The organism is Gilliamella sp. B3172, assembly GCF_026536465.1.
In the GTDB taxonomy this organism is placed as follows: Bacteria; Pseudomonadota; Gammaproteobacteria; order Enterobacterales; family Orbaceae; genus Gilliamella.
In genome coordinates, this window is record NZ_JAFNOA010000002.1 from 174,540 (window position 1) to 196,050 (window position 21,511).

Annotated in this window: 20 protein-coding genes; 13 read left to right on the top strand and 7 right to left on the bottom strand. The window is 39.2% G+C overall.

Features of this window, described 5'->3' with window-relative positions:
- Positions 1 to 28: 28 nt before the first annotated feature.
- Positions 29 to 877, bottom strand: coding sequence for an archaetidylserine decarboxylase (gene asd / locus J3U37_RS03510; RefSeq protein ID WP_220219258.1), 849 nt, complete (start codon positions 875 to 877; stop codon positions 29 to 31).
- Positions 878 to 1,086: 209 nt separating this feature from the next.
- Here asd and rhaB point away from each other — a divergent pair, with 209 nt between their 5' ends.
- The 6 genes from rhaB to rhaM all read left to right on the top strand — a co-directional run bounded on the left by rhaB (position 1,087) and on the right by rhaM (position 7,302).
- Positions 1,087 to 2,499 (top strand): rhamnulokinase, encoded by a 1,413-nt coding sequence (gene rhaB / locus J3U37_RS03515; protein WP_267373385.1) that lies wholly within the window; start codon positions 1,087 to 1,089, stop codon positions 2,497 to 2,499.
- A 39-nt stretch (positions 2,500 to 2,538) separates the two neighbouring features.
- Positions 2,539 to 3,792 (top strand): L-rhamnose isomerase, encoded by a 1,254-nt coding sequence (locus J3U37_RS03520; protein WP_267373386.1) that lies wholly within the window; start codon positions 2,539 to 2,541, stop codon positions 3,790 to 3,792.
- 10 nt (positions 3,793 to 3,802) lie between these two features.
- The gene (gene rhaD / locus J3U37_RS03525) at positions 3,803 to 4,624 is read left to right on the top strand and encodes a rhamnulose-1-phosphate aldolase (protein WP_220219261.1); all 822 of its coding nucleotides are present in this window, start codon (positions 3,803 to 3,805) and stop codon (positions 4,622 to 4,624) included.
- 60 nt (positions 4,625 to 4,684) lie between these two features.
- Positions 4,685 to 5,719 carry an L-rhamnose/proton symporter RhaT gene (rhaT, locus tag J3U37_RS03530; RefSeq protein WP_267373387.1) on the top strand — a complete coding sequence of 345 codons (1,035 nt, stop codon included), beginning with the start codon at positions 4,685 to 4,687 and terminating at the stop codon, positions 5,717 to 5,719.
- 24 nt (positions 5,720 to 5,743) lie between these two features.
- Positions 5,744 to 6,898, top strand: a complete 1,155-nt coding sequence (fucO, locus tag J3U37_RS03535) for a lactaldehyde reductase (RefSeq protein ID WP_267373388.1) — start codon at positions 5,744 to 5,746, stop codon at positions 6,896 to 6,898.
- Between the two features lie 89 nt (positions 6,899 to 6,987).
- Positions 6,988 to 7,302: an L-rhamnose mutarotase gene (rhaM, locus tag J3U37_RS03540; RefSeq protein WP_267328746.1), complete on the top strand. Its 315-nt coding sequence runs from the start codon at positions 6,988 to 6,990 to the stop codon at positions 7,300 to 7,302.
- A gap of 42 nt (positions 7,303 to 7,344) precedes the next feature.
- Here the strand turns inward: rhaM and J3U37_RS03545 are convergent, their stop codons facing one another.
- On the bottom strand, positions 7,345 to 8,199 hold the full coding sequence (locus J3U37_RS03545; RefSeq protein WP_267373389.1) for a helix-turn-helix domain-containing protein: 855 nt from the start codon (positions 8,197 to 8,199) through the stop codon (positions 7,345 to 7,347).
- Between the two features lie 30 nt (positions 8,200 to 8,229).
- Complete coding sequence (gene rhaS, locus J3U37_RS03550; RefSeq protein WP_220219266.1) at positions 8,230 to 9,054, bottom strand: HTH-type transcriptional activator RhaS; 825 nt, start codon at positions 9,052 to 9,054, stop codon at positions 8,230 to 8,232.
- Positions 9,055 to 9,370: 316 nt separating this feature from the next.
- Here rhaS and J3U37_RS03555 point away from each other — a divergent pair, with 316 nt between their 5' ends.
- Complete coding sequence (locus J3U37_RS03555) at positions 9,371 to 10,171, top strand: DUF1266 domain-containing protein (RefSeq protein ID WP_220219267.1); 801 nt, start codon at positions 9,371 to 9,373, stop codon at positions 10,169 to 10,171.
- 85 nt (positions 10,172 to 10,256) lie between these two features.
- On the opposite strand, the gene J3U37_RS03560 is transcribed toward J3U37_RS03555, so the two are convergent.
- Positions 10,257 to 11,063, bottom strand: coding sequence for a helix-turn-helix domain-containing protein (locus J3U37_RS03560; RefSeq protein WP_220219268.1), 807 nt, complete (start codon positions 11,061 to 11,063; stop codon positions 10,257 to 10,259).
- Between the two features lie 409 nt (positions 11,064 to 11,472).
- On the opposite strand from J3U37_RS03560, the gene J3U37_RS03565 reads away from it, so the two are divergent.
- The 3 genes from J3U37_RS03565 to J3U37_RS03575 are packed head-to-tail and all read left to right on the top strand — an operon-like array spanning position 11,473 to position 15,639.
- Complete coding sequence (locus J3U37_RS03565; protein ID WP_267373390.1) at positions 11,473 to 13,041, top strand: hypothetical protein; 1,569 nt, start codon at positions 11,473 to 11,475, stop codon at positions 13,039 to 13,041.
- 20 nt (positions 13,042 to 13,061) lie between these two features.
- A complete protein-coding gene (locus J3U37_RS03570) occupies positions 13,062 to 14,417 on the top strand; it encodes an MFS transporter (protein WP_267373391.1) in 1,356 nt (451 codons plus the stop codon).
- Positions 14,418 to 14,454: 37 nt separating this feature from the next.
- Complete coding sequence (locus J3U37_RS03575; RefSeq protein WP_267373392.1) at positions 14,455 to 15,639, top strand: carbohydrate porin; 1,185 nt, start codon at positions 14,455 to 14,457, stop codon at positions 15,637 to 15,639.
- A 225-nt stretch (positions 15,640 to 15,864) separates the two neighbouring features.
- Here the strand turns inward: J3U37_RS03575 and J3U37_RS03580 are convergent, their stop codons facing one another.
- A complete protein-coding gene (locus tag J3U37_RS03580; RefSeq protein ID WP_220219272.1) occupies positions 15,865 to 17,283 on the bottom strand; it encodes a sodium:proton antiporter in 1,419 nt (472 codons plus the stop codon).
- Here J3U37_RS03580 and J3U37_RS03585 point away from each other — a divergent pair.
- The gene (locus J3U37_RS03585) at positions 17,282 to 17,419 is read left to right on the top strand and encodes a hypothetical protein (RefSeq protein WP_267373393.1); all 138 of its coding nucleotides are present in this window, start codon (positions 17,282 to 17,284) and stop codon (positions 17,417 to 17,419) included. The genes J3U37_RS03580 and J3U37_RS03585 overlap by 2 nt on opposite strands.
- A gap of 448 nt (positions 17,420 to 17,867) precedes the next feature.
- On the opposite strand, the gene J3U37_RS03590 is transcribed toward J3U37_RS03585, so the two are convergent.
- Positions 17,868 to 18,032 (bottom strand): hypothetical protein, encoded by a 165-nt coding sequence (locus J3U37_RS03590; RefSeq protein WP_267373394.1) that lies wholly within the window; start codon positions 18,030 to 18,032, stop codon positions 17,868 to 17,870.
- Between the two features lie 744 nt (positions 18,033 to 18,776).
- On the bottom strand, positions 18,777 to 19,643 hold the full coding sequence (locus tag J3U37_RS03595) for a helix-turn-helix domain-containing protein (RefSeq protein WP_220219274.1): 867 nt from the start codon (positions 19,641 to 19,643) through the stop codon (positions 18,777 to 18,779).
- 259 nt (positions 19,644 to 19,902) lie between these two features.
- Between J3U37_RS03595 and fsa the strand changes: the two genes are divergently transcribed.
- Positions 19,903 to 20,565: a fructose-6-phosphate aldolase gene (gene fsa / locus J3U37_RS03600; RefSeq protein WP_267335880.1), complete on the top strand. Its 663-nt coding sequence runs from the start codon at positions 19,903 to 19,905 to the stop codon at positions 20,563 to 20,565.
- Between the two features lie 149 nt (positions 20,566 to 20,714).
- A complete protein-coding gene (locus tag J3U37_RS03605; protein WP_267328754.1) occupies positions 20,715 to 21,503 on the top strand; it encodes a siderophore-interacting protein in 789 nt (262 codons plus the stop codon).
- The last annotated feature ends 8 nt before the right edge of the window (positions 21,504 to 21,511 follow it).

Here is a 21,511-nt window from a genome sequence, read left to right on the forward strand (position 1 = left end):
ACATAAAAAACCACGCATTGACATAAAGTTAGATCCTTTCTGCTAATTTTTGGCCTACACGAACTTGATCACCAATTTTAAGATGACTGTCAAATTCAATGGCGTTTGAAGCAAATAACGTAATCACTGTTGAACCAAGTTTGAAACAGCCCATATCTTCGCCTTTGGACAATTTCACCTCGCCCGAATAAGTCCAGCGTTTCATAATTCCGTCACGTGGAGGGGTGATTAGGCCTTCCCAAGCAACTTCAATACTTCCAACAATGGTTGCGCCAACTAAAATTTGAGCCATAGGTCCAAAATCGGTTTCGAACAGGCAAATCACACGTTCGTTACGAGCAAAGATATTCGCAATACATTCAGTGGTTGCTTTACTGACCGAAAATAGCGAACCGGGCACATAGATCATTTCCCGTAAAGTTCCGTCACACGGCATATGAAAGCGGTGATAGTTTTTTGGCGATAAATAAGTGGTGGCAAAAGCGCCATTTTTAAAAAACTTAATCATGTCAGGATGACAGGCAAGCAGTGAATCTAACGTGTAAAAGTGCCCTTTTGCTTGTAACAATAAATTGTCTTGAATTGTACCAAATTGGCTGATAACTCCGTCAGCCGGCATAACCACTGAATTGGTTGAAGCATCAATAGGGCGAGCATCTTGTTTTAGTTCACGAGCAAAGAAATCATTGAAGGTTTTATACTCTTTGACATTGCTGATTTGAGCTTCACTCAAATCGATTTTATACAGCTTACTAAAGCCTTGAATCATCCACGTTGTCACGATGCCCAACTGTTTTTTTGCCAGCCAACCAAAAATAACGGTTAACATCTGTTTAGGAAGAAGATACTGAATCATTGCTTTTAACTGATTTAACATAGAAAACTCTCAAATTAGTTTAGTAATATTTCATTATAACAATATTTATAACGAATGTATAAAATGCCCTTAAATCGACAATTTGTGCGTTAGATCACATAGATTTTAAATATTTTGCCAATAAGTGCAAAACAATGGCAATCGATTAAAAGTGTCACTCACATTAGTTTTCTAAACTGTGCTCATTACCAATAATGAGGATAGATTTAATGGCAATTCGATACGTTGCTGCAATAGATTTAGGCGCATCAAGCGGTCGTGTAATGTTGGCAAGTTTTGATCAGCAAACGGAAGATTTAACGCTGAGTGAAATACATCGATTTAGTAATGGATTTAAAGCGATAGATAAACATTACTGTTGGGATCTGAATTATTTAGAGCAAGAAATATTAAACGGCTTAAGCATAATTGTTGAGCAAAATATCAAACTTGACAGCATCGGGATTGATACATGGGGAGTGGATTATGTCTTGCTTGACAGCAACGGCGAGATTGTTGGGCCAACTTATGCCTATCGCGATCATCGTACTGATAGCGTTATGGAACAAGTTCAAGCTGAATTGGGCGCTGAGGCGATTTATCAAAAAACCGGCATCCAGTTTTTAACCTTCAACACCCTTTATCAACTAAAAGCCATGATGAATGAAAATCCGTCATGGTTAGCACAAGTGACCGATTTAGTGATGATCCCCGATTATCTGATCTATCGTCTTACCGGCAAACTTAACCGGGAATACACCAATGCAACAACAACCCAGTTAGTTAACGTCACCCGTCATGATTGGGATGATGAATTACTGAACTATCTTGGTTTACCCCGTAAATGGTTTGGTGAAATTACTATGCCGGGTAATCAAGTCGGCACTTGGAAAAGCCCCAAAGGCGATCCGATTCCGGTGATTGCTGTCGCCAGTCATGATACCGCCAGCGCAGTGATTGCCGCACCTATCAACAATCACAATAGTGCTTATTTGTGTTCGGGCACTTGGTCATTAATGGGCATTGAATCATCACAACCTTTTACTGAGCCGCACGCTTTAAAAGCCAACATCACCAATGAAGGGGGCGTTAATGGCGCTTATCGGGTATTAAAAAATATTATGGGACTATGGTTATTTCAACGCGTTTGCGCCGAACACCAAATAAATGATATTCGCTCATTGATTAAGCAAGCTGAGCAACAACCCGCTTTTAAACATGTTATCAATCCTAACGATTCCAGACTATTAAACCCAGAATCCATGACTGAAACCTTAAAACAACTCTGTCATGAACATAACGGCCTTAAGCCGCAAAGCTTAGCAGAACTGGTTCGCTGTATTTTCGATAGTTTAGCGCTGTTATATCGGGAAGTCCTAACCGAACTATCAAGCTTAATAAAACAGCCTATCCAAACGTTACATATTGTTGGGGGTGGTTGTCAAAACGCATTTTTAAATCAGCTATGTGCTGATCTTTGCCAAATTAGTGTTACTGCCGGACCGATTGAGTCATCTGCACTGGGTAATGTTGGTTACCAACTCATTTCTTTAGGTGATATTGCGGATGTTAAACAGCTACGCCAGATCATCACGCATAATTTTAAAACTGACATTTATTATCCCCGCAACATGGCTAACTAATTAATTAACATGATTTTATATTGAATTAAGGAGCATCAAATGAGTGAAGTTGAAAAGGCATATCAAATTGCCAAAAACCGATTTGAGCAGCTAGGTGTCGATACCGATGCCGCAATCGCCGCAATGGCAAGGCTACCGATATCGGTGCATTGCTGGCAGGGCGATGATGTCGCCGGCTTTGAAAAACAAGAAGGTGAATTAACAGGCGGCATTCAAGCAACCGGCAACTATCCGGGTAAAGCACGTAATGCCGATGAGTTAAGAGCTGATTTAGATAAAGCCTTTAGCCTGATCCCAGGTCCCAAAAGATTAAATTTACATGCATGCTATTTAGAGGCTGATCACAAAGTCGATCGTAACGAAATTAAACCGGAACATTTCGCTAATTGGGTAAATTGGGCGAAACAACAGCATATTGGACTTGATTTTAACCCAACTTACTTTTCTCATCCTCTAAGTAATGAAGGTACGTTAACCCATGTCGATGATGAAATTCGTCAGTTTTGGATCGATCATGGTAAAGCTTGCCGTAAAATCTCAGAATATTTTGGCAAAGAGCTTGGCACCCCTTCGGTGATGAATATCTGGCTACCGGACGGCATGAAAGATATAACCGTCGACAAGTTTGCGCCTAGACAACGTTTAGTTCAAGCCATTGATGAAATCATCAGTGAAAAACTTGATCCCAAATATCATATTGATGCGGTTGAAAGCAAACTATTTGGTATTGGGCTTGAGTCTTATACTGCCGGATCAAACGAATTTTATTTAGCCTATGCAACTTCACGTAAAACGGCGCTATGTTTAGATGCCGGGCATTTTCATCCAACCGAAGTGATTTCAGATAAGATCTCCGCAGTAATGCCGTTTGTTGAACACTTATTATTACACGTCAGCCGCCCGGTTCGTTGGGATAGCGATCATGTGGTTTTATTTGATGACGAAACCCAAAACATTGCCAGTGAGATCATCCGTAACAACTTATTCGATCGCGTACATATTGGCTTAGATTTCTTTGATGCCTCAATTAACCGTATTGCCGCTTGGGTAATAGGTACCCGCAATATGAAAAAATGTTTATTAAAAGCCCTGCTTGAGCCGACCGAAAAACTCAAACAGTATGAACGTGAACGAGACTTTACCTCAAGACTGGCGCTTTTAGAAGAGCAAAAATCGTTACCATGGCAGGCGGTTTGGGATAAGTATTGTCAATTAAACGATGTACCTGTCGGCAGCCAATGGCTCGAAGAAGTACGTCAATATGAAACAGCGGTATTAAGTCAACGTAAATAAGGTGAAAACAATGCAACAGATTCAATCTTCTTGGTTTGTCCAAGCAATGGTAAAAGCGACTTATGATATGTGGCTAAAAGGTTGGGATGAACGTAACGGCGGTAATGTCAGTTTAAGATTATTAGAAAGTGACATTATTTCATTCCAAAACGACTTTTATGCTAATCCTCGCCATGAATCATTAACGCAAGATGTGAGCAAATTAGCTAACCAATATTTTATTGTCACCGGATCGGGTAAATTCTTTCGTAATGTCATTTTAGATCCTGCCGACACGTTGGCGGTGGTCAAAATTGACGAGCAGGGCAAAGGTTATTACATCATGTGGGGACTGGTAAATGGTGGATTACCTACCTCAGAGCTAGCGGCTCACTTGCAATCACATATCGTGCGTATTGAACACAGTCAGGGTAAAGATCGGGTAATTATGCATTGTCATGCAACCAATCTTATTGCTTTAACTTATGTGCTTGAGCTTGATACAGCGGTGATTACTCGCTTGTTATGGGAAATGAGTACGGAATGTTTAGTTGTCTTTCCCGACGGTGTAGGCGTGGTTCCATGGATGGTGCCCGGCAAAGACGAAATCGGCTACGCAACTGCCGAACAAATGGCGAAACACACGCTTGTGTTATGGGCATTTCATGGCGTCTTTGGCACCGGCGCTACATTAGATGAAGCCTTTGGTCTGATAGATACCGCTGAAAAGTCTGCTCAAATACTGGTCAAAGTCTTATCAATGGGCGGCAAACGCCAAACTATCACTACTGAACAATTTAAGTTATTGGCACAAAGGTTTGATGTCAAACCAATGCAGGAGGCGTTGCAGTAAAAAAGCTGTTTTATCAAAAGATAGATGTCATTATCTTTTAATAAATATAAGGATACAGATATGAGTAGTTCAATTATTTTAGGCATTTTTTGGCACTTTATCGGTGCCGCTTCTGCCGCCTGTTTTTACGCTCCACTAAAAAAAGTCAAAAATTGGTCTTGGGAAACGATGTGGTCTATCGCCGGTATCTTTTCTTGGATCATCCTTCCTTGGTCGATTAGCTATTATTTGCTCCCGGATTTTTTGGGATACTACGGCTCATTCGGTTTTGATACTTTACTTCCGGTGTTTTTATTCGGCGCTATGTGGGGCGTTGGTAATATCGGTTATGGGCTAACCATGCGTTATTTAGGTATGTCTATGGGCATAGGTATTGCAATTGGCATTACCTTGATTGTTGGCACACTGATGACGCCGATTATACAAGGTCAATTTGGTGAACTCATTGCCTCAATCGGCGGTAAAATGACCCTGCTTGGCGTTGTTATTGCTGTTATTGGCGTTGCGATTGTCACTTATGCCGGATTACTAAAAGAGAAAACGCTTGGGGTACAAGTTGCCGATTTTAACTTGAAAAAAGGGCTGTTACTTGCTGTGATGTGTGGGATTTTTTCTGCCGGCATGTCATTTGCCATGAGCGCCGCTGTCCCTATGCATAACAAAGCTGCTGAACTGGGGGTTGATCATCTTTATGTCGCCTTACCTAGTTATGTCATCATCATGGGCGGTGGTGCAATTATTAATCTGGGCTTTTGCATTATACGCCTTTGCTACCAACCTGAACTCTCCTTTAAAAAAGATATCGCTATTGCCAAATCGTTACTAATCAGTAATGCCTTGTTCGCCATATTGGGCGGTGCAATGTGGTACTTCCAATTTTTCTTTTATGCTTGGGGACATGCCAATATCCCGGCTGATTATGGCTTTATGAGTTGGATGTTACACATGAGTTTTTATGTGCTATGTGGTGGCATTGTTGGATTGGTATTAAAAGAGTGGTTTGGCACCGGCAGTAAACCTGTGCGTATATTGTGTCTGGGTTGTTTGGTGATTATTGTTGCCGCCAACGTGGTTGGTTTAGGCATGGCAAATTAAATAAATAGTTAAAGGAAACACATTATGTCTTATCGCATGATTCTGAACGAAACGTCTTATTTTGGTGCTGGCTCAATCAGCCATATTGTTGATGAAGTGAAAAAACGGGGTTTTAAAAAAGCGCTTGTCGTCACCGATAAAGATTTAATTAAATTCAATGTCGCCACTAAAGTCACCAAATTATTAGATGACAACGGCTTTGATTATCAAATTTTTGATGAAGTGATACCAAATCCAACGATCGGCATTGTTCAAAAAGGGGTAGAGGTTTTTAAAACATCGGGAGCAGATTACTTAATTGCTATCGGTGGCGGTTCACCGCAAGATACTGCTAAAGCCATTGGTATTATTATCAATAACCCGGAATTTGCCGATGTGCGAAGTTTGGAAGGGGTCGCGCCAACCAAAAAGCCTGCCGTCCCGACCATTGCCATACCGACAACCGCCGGTACAGCGGCCGAGGTAACCATTAACTATGTGATCACCGATGAAGAGAAAAAGCGTAAATTTGTCTGCGTCGATCCGCATGATATACCCGTTGTGGCAATTATTGATTCAGACATGATGGCAAGTATGCCCGCAAGCTTAAAAGCGGCAACCGGCGTGGATGCATTAACTCATGCGATTGAAGGTTATATTACAAAAGGTGCTTGGGAGCTGTCAGATATGTTTCATCTAAAAGCGATTGAAGTTATTTCACGCGCTTTACGTGATTCGGTAAAAGGCATCGCTAAAGGGAGCGAAGATATGGCTTTAGGGCAATATATTGCAGGTATGGGCTTTTCAAATGTTGGATTAGGCTTAGTACACGGTATGGCACATCCGCTAGGCGCTTTTTATGGCACACCACATGGTGTAGCAAATGCAGTACTATTACCCCATATTATGGCTTACAATGCTGATTTTACCGCGGATAAATTCCGTGATATCGCTAAAGCAATGGGCGTTACCGGCACGGACAGCATGACAACCGAACAAGCCAGAGTGGCGGCAGTTAATGCGGTAAAACAGCTTAATGAAGATGTCGCTATCCCCGCCACTTTAAAAGCGATCGGCGTTAAATTGGAAGATATACCGGCGCTGGCGCAAGCGGCTTTTGATGATGTGTGCACCGGTGGCAATCCACGGCAAGCAACTGTAAAGGACATTGAAAAATTGTATCTTGCCATTTATGAATAACCATTAGCAAATGAGCACGCTTGAAACAGACTGATACGGATTAATTGGTCTGTTTCATCTGCAAAAAAATCCAACAAAAAGGAGTTGTCATGATAAGAAAAGCCTCAATTATGCAAGTTCATCCCGACAAACATGCTGAATATAAAAAACGTCACGATGAAATATTTCCGGAACTGGTTAAAGTGTTAAAAGACCACGGTGCGCACAACTACTCAATTTTTCTTGATAGTAAACGCCACCTACTTTTTGCTTATGTTGAAATCGAATCAGAAGAGCGCTGGCAAGCGGTAGCACAAACTCAAGCTTGTCAAAAATGGTGGGCATTTATGCAAGACATTATGCCGAGTAATGCAGACAATAGCCCGATCAGTGAAGCGCTCACAAGCGTTTTTTACCTCGAATAAAGTTAACTCTCTTTCATATTGATGAAAGAGAGCTGACATAAATCAAACCTGTTTTAACTTATCTTGAAATCGAGACCGATAGATAGACGGTGTTTGCTTCAACTCTTTTTTAAACACAGCCGAAAAATAGTTACTATCGTTATAACCGCACTCAGCAGCGATAATACTGATTGAAAGCTGGGTATTACGAAGTAAAGACATGGCTTTACATAACCGGCATTTTTGCAAATACTCATTAATGGTCATACCGGTTTGACTTTTAAATAAACGACTCAACGAACGTGCGGCAATATTGTATTGTTTGCAAAACATCTCTAAATTAAACGCACTGGCAATACTGTTATGTAATACCGTAAATAAAATATCTAATTGATGCGTCGCCGTAGGTGACTGCTCATTAGGCTGTTGTTTAATACGATCTAATAAAATAACCAGCTGTAAAAATAGCGCTTCAGATAAGTGGATTGATGCTAGGTTATTTTTTTGCGACTCGATAGTTAATTGATTAATAAGTGGAGAGACCTGCTTTATAAAAGAAGGATGAATACGCCATATTCGCTCAGTATGTTTTGCCGTTTGTTTAGGTAAATAATTCTCAATAGCTGAAGATAAAAACAGCTGATGCCTTAAATATAAAATATTAATCAACTTCAAATTATTCACCGATTCATAACCGTGAATATCACTTGGATTAATATACAAAATATCACCGCTGGTAATCGGATAGATATAATCATTCCAATGATGTAAACCATTACCCGAACAAACAATAACAATTTCATTAAAATCGTGAAAATGGAGCGGAAAAGGTTGTTGATGATCTCGCTTTTCGACAGTAACAGTATTCATCGGTGAAATAAAATAGTCTTGTTTGTATAAACGTAAATACTTCTCCATAAATCTGTTCCTGACCTAAAAATGACAGCACTAATGATAACGCTTATCGGGATCTTTGCGTAGCGTTTGTGGTGAAAAATTAAACTCATGTTTAAAACATGTTGAAAAATAAGCGCTATCATTAAAACCACACTCCTGTGCAATAGTGGTTATGGACTTATCGGTATCAATGAGTTGAGTATAAGCATCGGCTAAACGTAATTTAATTAAATACTTTTGCGGAGTGATACCTATCTCATTTTTAACATGGCGATGAAATGACCGCAACGATAACGAAAACTGCTGCGTCACTTTTAGCCAATCAATTGGCTCTTTAAAATGCACTTGCAAATAACGCAGCAGTTGCTTAACCCGATTATCGCTTGACCCGCTGCCTTGATTAACATACTGATTTTGCTTAAACAGAATGAGCAGTTGTAAGAACAGGCTTTCTTGATAAGCACTCGACTCATCGTTGATATGATTGAATTGCTGAAGAATATATTGAATATTTTGATCACACTTCTTATCAAAAAAATAGTGCGAGTGGAGTGGATCATGTTGTGGTATCAACTGATGAATGCCATTTATAAAATTAAAGCTACTGGGATCTCGAAATAAAATATTGGTGAGATGTAAATTGTTCACATTTTCATACAGATGACAATCTGTTGCATGAATATAAAACATCATGCCCGGATAGAGATCAAACAATCGCCCATTCAAAATATGCTTACCGTAGCCGTTGGTGACAATGACAATCTCGTTAAAGTTGTGAGTATGCTCAGGGTAGACAGGTTGAGGCTCTCGAGGTTCAACAGTGATCTTTTGCTCACTAGACGAAAAAAAATCTTTATCAAGTAACTTCTGTATCATGGCGAACCTCATTTTTTTTAAAACTTACAACCACCATTTTAAAAAGTAAATCAAACTCACACCTTTAATATTTGGACAGCTAACCGAATATTTTGGCTATAAATTATAGCTGTACGTGAATTTTTATTAAAAATGTGCGAAGCTTCACATTTTTAAAATCACTTCGTTAACACAAATCAGCAATAGCTAAATTAACACAAAACCGCTTAATTTTTTATAGAATAAAAAATACTCATATTTCATCTTGTTGAAGGCTATTATTTATGATACTTTTTAGCCACTTTATTTGACTTATATTAAAAAAGAAGACGTTTACATGGAAATCTTAATTGTTATTCTGATATTTTTGGTAGTCCTGCTTGTAAAATACAATAGAGTCATTACAATCCTCATTAAAACCCTAAGACACAAACCCTTTCCTCAAAATACCAACAAACCTGAACAACTGACAATCGACCAGCAAAATGCGCTATCTGCTGGGCTAATTATTGCTGAACAGCATATGTTTTGTTGGGATAGCTTAGAAAGTGATGCCCGAAACTCCGGTAAAACAGAACAGAAATATCGTTTAGGTACAGCTTGGGATGTGTTTTCTCCTCAAAGCGCAGTTGAATGCTTATCCTCTTTTGGGTCATTTCACAAAATTGTTAATAACGCGATAGAAATTTATCTTAATGTTCCCAAAGAACAGTGGCAAAGTTATATTAATGACCAAATCCCGGAAGATTATCGTGAAATTATTGGGGTGTATTGCTCAAGGTTAGATCAAGTATCTGCAATTTTAATTGAAAACAAAGTCGCCGAAAATCAGGAAGAAGTGCACCAAATTTTACTTCGAGGCGCTATTGCATGGGATTTAGGCCGCATTGTTTATATTGCCAGAGCAAGCTATATTGCGGGCTATATCAACAAAGAACAAGCATGGCAAGCGATTAACTCAGTCTTACCTGTTGTTAAAGAACATTTTGCCAATTGGAAACAATTCGGTCAAAGTTATATGCTGGGTCGTGCCGTGTATCAGCCTGATGATGCATCGATTCCGGGCTTGTTTGATATTTACACACAAGCGACCACTTCTGAAGATAGTCCATGGCTAAAATACCCATTAAATAACTAATTTATTGCTTGTGACAGGGTGAACTGTCACAAGCACTCAAATACATTCTAATCTTCATTCAATATTTAACCATAATAAATAAAAGTTAATTAAATTTCCGCTCTTCTGACGGCGTAATTCCAAAGGTCTTTTTATACAGAGTGGTAAAGTGAGTACTATTAATAAAACCGCAAAGTAATGATATTTCGGTAATAGTCATATCACTTTCTCGAATCTTTAATCTTGCTGACATTAACCTTAATCGTTTGATGTAATTTTCCGGCGTTAATCCGGTAGCTTGTTTAATATGCCTAAACATGGTTCGTAACGTTAAATGAAAACGTTGAGCAATATCATGCCAATCATATTGATCAAAGCAGTTTTCTTGTAAATGATTAAGGAGCAGATGCAATTTATAGCGAGTATTATTTTTTTGTGCTTGTCCTTGCGATTGATTGATAATCGTGATGAGTTTAAAAAAAAGATATTCACGCACCGCTAAAGGTGTTTCTAAATTAAAGAGCTGGTCAATCACCATATTACATTCTTTGCGTAAAGTGGGGGTAAGCCAGATATAAGAATTTAAATCACTTGCGGAAATGGGATTTAAGAGATTTTCGATTTTATTTAAAAACACAAAATTGCGATTAGGGTTAATCAGTACATTGGTTAACTTCAATGTACCTAAATCGTCATAAAAATGGTAATCATGACCACGCACCAAAAACACATCGCCTTGTTGAATAAATAGCGGTTTGCCATTAATCACATGTAAACCATGCCCTTGTTCGACTATCACAAGCTCGTCAAATTCATGATTATGTTCAAGACTATTTCCTTCCGGATCACTTTTATAAAGCGCTAATTTATCAGATTCAGAATTAAAATAGGTGGCAATTTTTAAAGTATTCATCGTGTCAGTCCTAAATTTTAAATTAATCTTAAAAAAGTGATGATTGAAAATATTCAATTTAGTTAACCGTCAATCGCTTAGCTTAAATCGCCTCATTGCTGGTTATCATCCTGCTCTTAGCCTGTTAGCGGATTAGTAAATAAAAAATATTGCTGATGATTTATCGCAACAGTTTGAAATTAAAAACGATTATTCTGGTTATTGATGGTTGCAAAATGCAATTTTCAATCCTTTTATTAACACAATAAAGTAATCGACTTTTAGATAAAAAATAATAATTCCAAAAATGTGAACTTCCTCTACCTAATCTTTTTGCTGCTGCCATTTATCCTGCCAATCTGGCATTAACAAGGTGGCTGGGTTAATTCGGGCATGGCTATACTTTTAACTCTATTTACAGGAGGAATGTATGGCACAAGAGATACAGAAAAATGATCATGTCGTTATGGTTAAAGATAAATCTTTCATTGCAAAAGCCGAAAAGTTATTACCCACTCTTCATCACAAAGCTATTTACCCGCAAGACATTATCACCCTAATTCAAGACCCTACCGCTATTTATGGTTGGTCGGCTAAAGTGGTGAGCAGTGCACATGAGTATTTCACAAAAGCCTTTCAATCGGGTGAGAGTTTTATTATTGATTTTGGTCAACACGCAGTGGGTTATTTATCGTTTTTGTGCCAAAGCGTTGGCAGTCCACCCGATGCGCCAGCGCATATCAAGTTCACTTTTGGTGAAACGCTGTGTGAAGTGGCTGAACCTTTTAGCCAATATCAAGGCTGGTTAAGCAAAAGTTGGTTGCAACAGCATGATGAATATATCGATATTTTACCGGCCAAGGTCGACCTAACGCGCCGTTATTGCTTCCGATATTTAAAAATTGAGGTGGTTTCCTTGTCGCCAAAATATCAGATTAAATTTCAAGATATCACCTTAAATACCGTCAGCTCAGCGCCGGATAATTGTGTTATCTATCAAAGTAACGACCCGCAGTTAGCAAAAATCGATAAGGTTTCAGTGCTGACACTACATAACTGTATGCAAGAGGTGTTCGAGGACGGGCCAAAACGTGATCGTCGGTTATGGTTAGGTGATTTACGGCTGCAAGCGCTGGTTAATGATGTCACATTCAAACAGTATGATTTAGTGCGCCGATGCTTATATCTGTTTGCCAGTCATCGCCGTGAAGACGGTATGGTATCGGCCAATATTTTTGTTAAACCCGATATTATCGCTGATGATACCTTTCTATATGATTATTCGCTTTTTTATGTCGATGTGCTTTATAACTATTTTCTGCAAACACACGATGAACAGACCGTTAAAGAGCTATGGCCAATTGCGCTAAGACAGATCGAAATTGCTCTCGAACGCTGTGATAAACATGGCTTAGTGACTGATAGTGATGATTGGTGGTCGTTTATTGACTGGCATGAAGCGTTAAATAAACAAGGGGCTTCACAAGGGGTGTTAATTTACTGCGTTGATAAAGCCCTGCGGTTAGCTCAACAGTTACAACCGGCGATAACCGCAAGCCTACAACAAACGCTCGATCACCTAAAGCAGGCGGCAAGAACATTATGGGATGATAAATCGGGTTTTTACGTCAGCGGTGCCGATCGTCAAGTGAGCTATGCAACGCAAATTTGGATGATTTTAGCTGAGGTTGATGATTTACCACTGCAACAAACACTGATGCGCAATCTGCTCAATTCTCCTCCTGCAATTAATATGAATACCCCATATCTGCGTCATCACTTTATCGCCGCCCTTTTCAAAACAGGCATGCAACAGCAAGCAATCGATGAGATCAAAGCCTATTGGGGAAAAATGGTTGATTATGGCGCAGATACATTTTGGGAGCTCTTTGATCCACAAAATCCAAGCTATTCGCCTTATGGTAGCAAAATCATCAACAGTTATTGCCACGCATGGAGTTGTACACCGGCATGGTTTATTCGTCAGTATTCTCTTTAAATCGATAAAAGGATTCAAACATGGTCAGTTCAGTATTTAAATTATGGCGACAACGTATAGGCTACGGAATTGCCGATCTCTCTTGTAATTTAGTCTGGCAATTAATATCGCTCTATTTAATGTTTTTCTATACCGATGTCATGGAGCTACCTGCTTACTATGTCGGTATTATGTTCTTAGTTACCCGTCTGGTTGACGGGGTAGCCGATGTCTTAATGGGGCTGGTTATTGATAACACCTCAACCCGTTGGGGGCGTTGCCGTCCATGGCTTCTTATTGGTGCCGTGCCGTTTGGACTATTATGTATATTGGCTTTTTACGTGCCGGATTTTGGTACAACCGGTAAGCTTATTTATGCCTTTATTACCTATTTGTGCCTGTCATTTATCTATACGGTTGTGAATATTCCTTTTTGTGCGATGTTGCCATTTTTAACGGCCGATTCATTAGAACGTACTACACTTTCATCAGTAAGAATCCTGCTCGGATCATTAGGCTCAACCATTGTCGCTGTGGCGACACTTCCATTAGTGAAAAGCTTAGGACAGGGTAATCAAAATCAGGGCTTTTTATATACTGCCATTATCTTTGGTGTGATTGCCACTTTCTTTTTAATTGTCAGTTTTAAAAACGTGGAAGAGAAGATCACCATAAAACAAGAGCGCATGACCTTAGCTCGAGCTTGGCAGGGTTTAAAGGACAATACACCATGGAAGATTTTTGCCTTTAACATCTTTTTGATGTGGGGGGCATTCTTTTTGCAAATGAGCGCATTAGTTTACTATTTTAACTATTATGTGCAAAATCCGGAGTTAACTGCTGTCATTGCCGGTATTTCGACCTTTGTGCCATTAATCGGAACCTTGACCGTCCCTCTGTTAGCAAGCTATATGAAAAAACGCCACATCTATCTGTTTTCCAGCACAATCAACCTTATCGGTATGGGCATAATGATTGTGTTTGATGTGAATCAAATCGGTTTGATTATCGGTGCGGTAGTGTTATCCATTGGCGCCGGACAACGAACAGCAATCTATTTTTCAATGCAAGCTGATCCGGTTGATTATGGTGTATGGAAAACCGGTATTAACACTGCGGGCATTTTAACCTCGATTAACGGGTTTTTAGGCAAAGTCGCCATGGCGGGTGCTGGCGCTATCACTGGCTTTTTGCTCTCATCCGGTGGCTATACCGCCAATGCCGTACAAACCCCAAGCGCACTGTTTGCGATCAAACTTTGCTATCTCTACCTCCCGGCAATTTTAATTATCGCCTCAATGTTTTGGATCGGTAAGTTTTACAAACTCGATGATATTTATGCCTCAATTTGTAACGAGCTTGAAGCAAGACGACAAATTAATGCAGATAAATCATAGTTGGACATGTTATTTAGTAATCTATAAGGAAAGGTCTATGAAGTTAAAAATAATGGTAGGCGTCTGTTGTTTATATTCCGCATCAACTTTAGCAGCAATCGAATGGCTGACAGAGCAAGGCACACTAAAATTATATGGTGATGTTGAGTTTAATATTGATGCGGCAAGTAAAAAACATCAATTAACTTCGCTTAAAACAACGGCAAAAAAGGATTTTGATGCGAAAGACGGCGATCGTTGGGATATTAATGGTCGAATCTTAATTGGTTTAGACGGTAAACGAGAGCTGGCAAATAATGCTTATGCCGGATTTTCCGTTCAGCCACTGGCTGACTTAAGTGGCAAAGTGAATTTAGATGATGCAAGCTTCTTCTTTGGGCATAAACAAGATTGGCAGATCAAAGTCGGACGCTTTGAAGCTTATGATATGTTCCCATTAGGGCAAGATACGTTTATTGAATATTCGGGCAATACCGCCAATGATCTCTATAGCGATGGATTTGGCTATATCTATATGATGAAAGAGGGACGAGGGCGCAGTAGTACCGGCGGTGCTTTAGAGTTAGCCAAACAATTCGGCGATTTCAATTTTCAAATCAATTCAATGGTAAAAGACGGTACAACGCTGTTTAACGATAGTACCTACCATGGCTATAAACTACGTAAAGAAAAAAACGTCGTCTATTTACGACCGGTTATCGCTTACAACAATGGTACCATTTCAGCAGCAGCGGCGGTTGAGCATAATGTTGTGAGCAATGCTTACCGTTATTATGATGAAGTTAAAGATAAATGGTTAGATCAATCTAAACGTACCGGCTATGGCTTAACATTTAGCTGGAACAGTGAAGGTGATTTTAATCAATCGGCGCAAGGCTTATTGATTAATTCCAGCTTGGCATATTTAGATGCTGAGCAAGAAAAAGATTTTACCGCAGGCTTAAATGGTGTTTGGAATAACATTGGTCTGGGTTATATTTTTGCCGCGAATGATATTAAAACGTTTAATCCTAACTATAAAGATAAAAGTGGGATATCGACCAAAGGCAAATATAAAATACATACTATCAACGCCTCTTATTTAATCCCAAATGTGATGGAAATGGATAATTTTAATCTTTATCTAGGGACTTATTGGTCACATCTTGATCGGGATAAAAAGCAAGGCGGTGATAGCGATAATCGCTATGGTGCAAGATTGCGATTTAAATATCTATTCTAAGTAAATCTCACTAAATTAACCAATTAATTCACACAGCAAGGTCATAATCAAACTGGCCTTGCTTTATGCTTTAATTTGCAGCATACAATTAATTTTAAGGGCTTATTCAAAGCAAGCCGGAAAAGGATTGTGTTGCCTAAGGATTTAACATTTCGATCCCACCAACAAGTAACTATGGATTAGCTTAACTGTGATAGCCGTAAACTAACCCATTATGCCGACTGATTAAAAAAATATCAGATGATTAACGATAAACACTGGTATTAAAATCGCCACTGACCACTTCATATAACCGAAAAAGCCGGGCATGGCGATGTTGTTTTGGCTGGCAATGTTTTTCACCATAAAATTAGGGGCATTACCAATATAGCTTAGTGCGCCCATAAATACTGATCCCATTGATATGGCTAACAACGTGTTTGTCAGCGTGGTCATTAACATTGGTGCATCGCCGCCGGCTAGGTTGAAAAAGACCAAATAAGTCGGCGCATTATCTAAAAAGCCGGAAAGCAACCCGGTAAACCAAAAATACATCCCATTTATTGGCTCGCCTTGTGACGTATTGACCAGCGAAACCAGTGAAGCTAAAGCGCCGTTATTGCCTGCCCGTAAAATAGCCAGCATCGGAACGATAGTGATAAAAATGCCGATAAATAATTTTGCCACTTCAATCAGTGGATCCCAATTAAACTCATTACCCGCTCGCACCTGCTTTGGCGTGATGCGGATTGAAATAAGGGTAATAACAATAAAGAATAGATCCCGTATTAAGTTGGACAGTGTGATATGGGCACCTAAAATTGTAAAACTGATAGACGATTGCCAGATGCCCGAAACCAATACATTAGCAATAATCGCCACTAATAACAGCAAATTATTTATGCCATAAACTTTCGTTGGCTCTTTGCTTTTAGCGGTCATCGTTGTTGCTAACTTGCCATATTGCCGGCAAAAATAGTGGCGATCAATCATATAATAAATCGCTAATAATATTGCCGTAGTTAGCCATACCGGCAGTAACATATGTTGTACTGTCCAACTAAAGCTTACGCCTTTTAAAAAACCAATAAATAACGGCGGATCGCCTAATGGCGTTAATCCGCCGCCAATGTTTGCCACTAGAAAGATAAAAAAGATAATGGTATGAACGGTATATTGGCGCTCTCGATTGGCTCGAATTAAAGGACGGATCATTAACATGGCCGCCCCAGTTGTACCCATGATCGACGCTAGCAAAGTGCCCAGCGCCAATAAGCCAACATTGAATTTAGGGGTACTTTTCATCGGGCTTTTAACTAAAATACCACCGGACACGGTAAACAGTGCCAGCAGTAACAAAATAAACGGAATATACTCTTCTAATATGGCATGAGCGGTTAAGTAAATCGTTGATTGTAGACCGAATGAAAACAGTGCGGAAACTAAAAATAGCAACGTCCAACCGCAAATAATTTTACCATAATGGTGATGCCATAATTGCGGTAAAAAAAGTGGCATTAAAGCAATCGACAACAAAATACCAATAAACGGCACGCCCCAAAATAACGACAAACTATCGCCATTAAATTGTGCCGCATAAAGATCAAATGGCATAAACAGTAATAACATAATTGGTAACAAGGAGCGGTAAATAGGCTTTTTCATGGCATTGTCAATTGGCTTAAAAGGGCAAAATTATAACAAATCCGAATTGATTTATCGAATAGTTATCAGTGAGCTAAAAGAGCCGGTTGATCAAATGATAGGTAAAATTATGGGCTGTTTAATCACTCACCATTAAAATCGATATAACCTGTTTATCATTGTGCCAATCGGCTATCAGTGGTTTAAGTATTTAATCATACAGGCATGATGTAATTTATTACTTTTAATTGGCTTCACAGCATAAAACACTATTTTTATACTAAAACACATATATTTTCTGAAACTTCTTGGCAGGATTTACCAACGATAATTTAAAGTTTCTTGCTTGATTGCTTAAACAGCTTTCGCTTTTGCTGGCTTAATTCAAACAAGTTGTTAGCTTAGGTTGGAGGGTGTTTTTGCTAAAACGCAGGTATTTTCTGAAACTTCTTGGCAAGATTTATTTGCAACAAGTTAATTATCTTGCTTGATTGACTAAACAGCTTTCACCTTTGCTAGTTTAATTCAAACAAGTTGTTAGCTTAGGTTGGCGGGTGTTTTTTGCTAAAACGTGGGTGTTTTCTGAAACTTCTTGACAAGATTTATCAGCAACAAGTTAATTTTCTTGCTTGATTGCCTAAACTGCTTTCGCCATTGTTAGTTTTATTCAAACAAGTTGTTCGGTTAGGTTGGCGGGTGTTTTTTGCTAAAACGTGGGTGTTTTCTGAAACTTCTTGACAAGAATTACCAACAGCAATTTTAATTTTCATGCTTGATTGCTTAAACTGCTTTCACCATTGTTAGTTTAATTCAAACAAGTTGTTAGCTTAGGTTGGAGGGTGTTTTTGCTAAAACGTGGGTGTTTTCTGAAACTTCTTGACAAGATTTATCAACGGCAATTTAAGGTTTCTTGCTTGATTGCTTAAACTGCTTTCGCCTTTGCTAGTTTAATTCAAACAAGTTGTTAGCTTAGGTTGGCGGGTATTTTTTGCTAAAACGTGGGTGTTTTCTGAAACTTCTTTACAAGATTTATTTGCAACAAGTTAATTATCTTGCTTGATTGACTAAACAGCTTTCACCTTTGCTAGTTCAATTCAAACAAGTTATTTGCTTAGGTTGGTGGACATCCTTTATACTAAAACATAGGTGTTTTCTGAAACTTCTTGACAAGATTTATCAGCAACAAGTTAATTTTCTTGCTTGATTGCCTAAACTGCTTTCGCCATTGTTAGTTTAATTCAAACAAGTTGTTCGGTTAGGTTGGCGGGTGTTTTTTTGCTAAAACGTGGGTGTTTTCTGAAACTTCTTGACAAGATTAACCAACGACAATTTAAAGCTTCTTACTTGATTGCCTAAACTACTTTCGCCTTTGCTAGCTTACTTCAAGCAAGAACATTGCTTCGATTGGTTGCTGAACAATTGTGATAAGTGTCAATACCAACAAGGTAAAACCCAGCTTAACTATTTAGTAGGATACCGGCGAACGTAGCGAACTAGCGAAGGTAAAAAGATGACTATTTTTGCAATAATTTGCTGTGATATTGGCGTCGGTATTCGGTTGGTGAGCGTTCGGTCTGTTTTCGGAAAATTCGGCAAAAATAATTACTGTCTTTAAATCCCGATGCTAAAGCGACCTCTTTTATATTGAGATCATACTCTTTAAGAAGCGATTTAGCATATTCTAATCGAATATAGTTAAGATATTCATTCAATCCCATTTTTCCTTCCCGTTGAAATAAGTGAGATAGATAGTTGGGCGAAATATAAAATAAGTTTGCCAGCACATCACGGCTGATATCTTCGCGAAAGTGGCTATCAATATAGCTTCGAATCGCTTGAAATAAGCTGGTTGTTTTTGAGCTAGTTTTTACATCGGCATTGAGTAAATCTAATGTATCGCTCAGTAAGCTTTGAATCAGAAAATAGGCGGTTTGATTTTGTACAGACGGTTGATTATGCCAGGTTAGCTCTGCCAGTGATTGCAGGATAAAAGTGCCGATGCGAGGGCCTCGTCTGGGCAGGGTAATTTGGCTATAAGGCACTGCATCGCTACCGTCCCAACGGGTTAAACTCAGGCAAATTTGTTGTTTATCATACAAAATACTTAAGCTGGTGCAGGCACTGGTCTTTAACGGTTTATACCAACTGTGTGCGGTAATATAGAGCAGATCGTCAGTCGATAAAGTTTTTTCAATTCTATTGCCGTCATTATCTGCCCACTGTATCAAAAGTTTGCCCGCTAATACGATCTCAATTTTCGGCACTTCGGTTTGGTAAGCGTGTAAAGGTTTCGCTTGCGCTTTATTGGCAAAGTAGCGATGTTTGATCTGCTGTGCGCAATTGACATAATCAGCTAATATTTGATTGATATCTTTCTTCATATGGCTAAACCGTAAATGAATCAAGCAATGAATAATGACAATTATATAATTTTGTTATCTTGATTAAAAACGATAAAAAACGATTTTCATTGGCGCTATTTTACCGTTTAATTTATTGTGTGATCTGGATCGCAATTTTTCATTGAGCGTACAAAAATCCAGTAAAGATCAACATTGTCATCTAGGCTAACAGTTCACTATTTTTTACCATGCTCACTATCCATTGACTAATGAGAAAAATGTTAATTAGGAGTGACGCATGGAATTATATTTAGATACCGCAGATGTTGATGCGATTAAACGTTTAGCCGCTATTTTACCGATAAAAGGGGTGACCACTAATCCCAGCATTGTAGCAAAATCAGGTAAGCCAATTTTTGAACTGTTAACTGAGCTACAGGATCTGTTAGGCACCGATAAAGTACTGTTTGCTCAAGTACTTTCAAGTGATGCTAAAGCAATGATAAAAGAAGCAGAGCAGCTCAGAAAAGTGGTGCCTAATATTGTGACAAAAATTCCGGTCAATGCCGAAGGTTTAAAAGCAATTAAGGCGTTAAGCGAACAAGGAATTGCAACATTAGGCACGGCTGTTTACGGCGCCGGGCAGGGCTTTTTGGCGGCATTAGCTGGGGCAAAATATATTGCTCCTTACGTTAACCGAATCGATGCACAGGGTGGAAACAGCAAAGATACCGTGCAGGAACTGCAAAAACTGCTGGATTTGCATTGCCCGGAGTCAATCGTTTTGGCGGCCAGTTTCCGAACACCAAGACAAGCGTTAGATTGTCTGTTAGCCGGCTGTCAAGGCGTTACTTTGCCGGTCGATGTCGCTGAGCTGTTTATTTCCGATCCCGCTGTTGATGCGGCTATCGCCAAATTTGATCAGGATTGGTGTAAAGCTTTTGGCGCCTTAACTTATTGATGTTTATCATGAGATATAGCCTATTTAACTGCTTACAACGTTAAATGGGCTTATCTGATTTTCCGATTAAAAAGATAGCATCTTATCGAATGAATTTGGGGTATGATAGTTAAATCAAGTTGATTAACTGAAAATAAGGAATGCCCGTTATGCCAAAATCTTCTACAAGGACTATCGTCAATGCGCTTTTAACGGTATTGAAGGTTGAACAGCTATCAAAAAGTTATTTACGACTCCATTTTCGTTGTGAAAAACCGCTGGAAGTGGATCCTTTATGGATTTGCCCGCATGTCAAATTGCTATTTGCCGAACCGACAACAGGTGAGATTACTTTTCCTAAGCTAGATGAAAATAATAAGATTGTTGTTAACGATAAGATCCGCAAACTTGCCCGTAGCTATAGTATCCGCCATTATGATGCTGTCACTAACCAATTAGTGATCGACTTTGTCATTCACCCAACCGGGCTGGCATCGGTTTGGGCTCAGCAGGCTAAAGCGGGGGATCAGATTGGTCTTGTTGGTGCAGCAAGTAAACTTGCTTATCATCAACAAAATTTAGTTTTAATTGGTGATGTGTCAGCCGTGCCAGCTATTAGCTACACATTGGAAAATTTACCCGCTCAAGCGAAAGTGCAGGCTTTTTTAGCGGTGAATGATAAAAGCGATATTTTGCCCTTGTCTTTCAGCGCTGATTTTAAAGTCACTTGGTTGGTGGCTAATTCTCATCAACCCGATGAGTTTATCGAAGCGATAAAAGGTGCCAATATCCCCAATAGTTCTGATCTGTTTTTTTGGGGGGGAATGGAGTGCAATTTGGCTCGGCTTATGCGGCAAACGCTTAAAGATATATATCGTGATTTATCACCGGATGCGATACATATGATCAGCTATTGGCGAGAAGGTTATGCGGAAGGGGAGTTTAAACATCGTGATTAATCCGTTAT

Coding starts and splice junctions, on each gene's coding strand:
- asd (WP_220219258.1), bottom strand. CDS start 877: ATGTTAAATCAGTTAAAAGCAATGATTCAGTATCTTCTTCCTAAACAG.
- rhaB (WP_267373385.1), top strand. CDS start 1,087: ATGGCAATTCGATACGTTGCTGCAATAGATTTAGGCGCATCAAGCGGT.
- J3U37_RS03520 (WP_267373386.1), top strand. CDS start 2,539: ATGAGTGAAGTTGAAAAGGCATATCAAATTGCCAAAAACCGATTTGAG.
- rhaD (WP_220219261.1), top strand. CDS start 3,803: ATGCAACAGATTCAATCTTCTTGGTTTGTCCAAGCAATGGTAAAAGCG.
- rhaT (WP_267373387.1), top strand. CDS start 4,685: ATGAGTAGTTCAATTATTTTAGGCATTTTTTGGCACTTTATCGGTGCC.
- fucO (WP_267373388.1), top strand. CDS start 5,744: ATGTCTTATCGCATGATTCTGAACGAAACGTCTTATTTTGGTGCTGGC.
- rhaM (WP_267328746.1), top strand. CDS start 6,988: ATGATAAGAAAAGCCTCAATTATGCAAGTTCATCCCGACAAACATGCT.
- J3U37_RS03545 (WP_267373389.1), bottom strand. CDS start 8,199: ATGGAGAAGTATTTACGTTTATACAAACAAGACTATTTTATTTCACCG.
- rhaS (WP_220219266.1), bottom strand. CDS start 9,054: ATGATACAGAAGTTACTTGATAAAGATTTTTTTTCGTCTAGTGAGCAA.
- J3U37_RS03555 (WP_220219267.1), top strand. CDS start 9,371: ATGGAAATCTTAATTGTTATTCTGATATTTTTGGTAGTCCTGCTTGTA.
- J3U37_RS03560 (WP_220219268.1), bottom strand. CDS start 11,063: ATGAATACTTTAAAAATTGCCACCTATTTTAATTCTGAATCTGATAAA.
- J3U37_RS03565 (WP_267373390.1), top strand. CDS start 11,473: ATGGCACAAGAGATACAGAAAAATGATCATGTCGTTATGGTTAAAGAT.
- J3U37_RS03570 (WP_267373391.1), top strand. CDS start 13,062: ATGGTCAGTTCAGTATTTAAATTATGGCGACAACGTATAGGCTACGGA.
- J3U37_RS03575 (WP_267373392.1), top strand. CDS start 14,455: ATGAAGTTAAAAATAATGGTAGGCGTCTGTTGTTTATATTCCGCATCA.
- J3U37_RS03585 (WP_267373393.1), top strand. CDS start 17,282: ATGGCATTGTCAATTGGCTTAAAAGGGCAAAATTATAACAAATCCGAA.
- J3U37_RS03580 (WP_220219272.1), bottom strand. CDS start 17,283: ATGAAAAAGCCTATTTACCGCTCCTTGTTACCAATTATGTTATTACTG.
- J3U37_RS03590 (WP_267373394.1), bottom strand. CDS start 18,032: ATGAAAATTAAAATTGCTGTTGGTAATTCTTGTCAAGAAGTTTCAGAA.
- J3U37_RS03595 (WP_220219274.1), bottom strand. CDS start 19,643: ATGAAGAAAGATATCAATCAAATATTAGCTGATTATGTCAATTGCGCA.
- fsa (WP_267335880.1), top strand. CDS start 19,903: ATGGAATTATATTTAGATACCGCAGATGTTGATGCGATTAAACGTTTA.
- J3U37_RS03605 (WP_267328754.1), top strand. CDS start 20,715: ATGCCAAAATCTTCTACAAGGACTATCGTCAATGCGCTTTTAACGGTA.